The organism is Bradyrhizobium sp. 23, from assembly GCF_023073295.1.
In the GTDB taxonomy this organism is placed as follows: domain Bacteria; phylum Pseudomonadota; class Alphaproteobacteria; order Rhizobiales; family Xanthobacteraceae; genus Bradyrhizobium; species Bradyrhizobium canariense_D.
Genome location: NZ_JADPJF010000088.1, coordinates 134872 through 136062, shown reverse-complemented (window position 1 = coordinate 136062; position 1191 = coordinate 134872). Strand labels below are relative to the sequence as shown.

The window sequence follows — 1191 nt, the reverse complement described above, 5'->3', positions numbered from 1 at the left end:
CCCCATCCACGCCTTGCTACGCGGCGCCAAAAACGTGGATGCCCGGGACGAGCCCGGGCATGACGAAAAACAGATGCGCTTATATGTGTGGCGAGCAAACGGGGCGCCCCCTACTGCTTCTTGATCAGGCTCCATTTCGTGATCACGGCCTCGCTCATCTGGCCGGGATCGCTGGCGCAGGCGACTTCGTCGACCTTGACCGAGATCTCCTTGCCGGCAAACGTCTTCAGCTGCGCTGCCTGCGCGTCGCCGCTGGGAACGAGCTGGAAGGTTTCGGGTCCGGTCTCGAGATTGCACAGCCCGCTCGGCGGCGGCAGTCGGCGCGGCTCGGAGGTGATCTGGTAGGTCGCAACCCGCTTGCCGACGTTCTTGACGTCGCGCACTTTCATCGTGTTCAGCTCGCCCGACAGCACCTCCCCGGCATTGATCGGCTTGCCGGGCTTCGACGGCGGCGGAGCCCCGTCGTCCTGTTGCGCGGAGATGGCCGGCGTCGCCAGCATCGTCAGCGTCGCGACCAAAGCCCATCGTGTGGCGAAAAGTTTCGTCATGTCGTCCGTTCCGTAAGTCTGGATGGCTAGAACAGGGTGCGCTGCCGCATCGCGGCCGATAGCGTACCTTCATCGAGATAATCAAGCTCGCCGCCGACCGGCACACCATGGGCGAGCCGGGTTACTTTTAGGTTGGCGTCCTGAAGCAGGTCGGTGATGTAATGTGCCGTGGTCTGGCCGTCGACGGTGGCATTCAGCGCCAGGATGACCTCATGCACCTGTGCCTCATGCGCGCGCGCGACCAGCGCCTCGATGGTGAGGTCCTGCGGGCCGACGCCGTCGAGCGGCGACAATGTCGCACCCAGCACGTGATAGCGCCCTTGAGTGGCATTGGCCCGTTCCAGCGCCCAGAGATCGGCAACGTCGGCGACGACGACGATGATCGAGGGGTCGCGCCTCGGATCGGTGCAGACCGTGCAGGGACTTTGCGTGTCGATGTTGCCGCAGGTCTTGCAGACCTGGACCTTCTCGAGCGCGACCTGCATGGCCGAGGACAGCGGTATCATCAGCGCTTCGCGCTTCTTGATCAGATGCAACGCGGCGCGCCGCGCCGAGCGCGGACCGAGGCCCGGCAGCCGCGCGAGAAGCTGGACCAGCCGCTCGATTTCAGGACCCGCAACAGCGCCCATCCTACTGGCCGAAC

2 protein-coding genes are annotated in these 1191 nt (G+C 64.9%); both read right to left on the bottom strand.

Annotated elements, in window-relative coordinates; translation table 11 throughout:
- Positions 1–110: 110 nt before the first annotated feature.
- Positions 111–548 (bottom strand): hypothetical protein, encoded by a 438-nt coding sequence (locus IVB32_RS21575; protein ID WP_026232439.1) that lies wholly within the window; start codon positions 546–548, stop codon positions 111–113.
- 26 nt (positions 549–574) lie between these two features.
- Positions 575–1177 (bottom strand): recombination mediator RecR, encoded by a 603-nt coding sequence (gene recR, locus IVB32_RS21570; RefSeq protein ID WP_247411421.1) that lies wholly within the window; start codon positions 1175–1177, stop codon positions 575–577.
- Between the last annotated feature and the right edge of the window lie 14 nt (positions 1178–1191).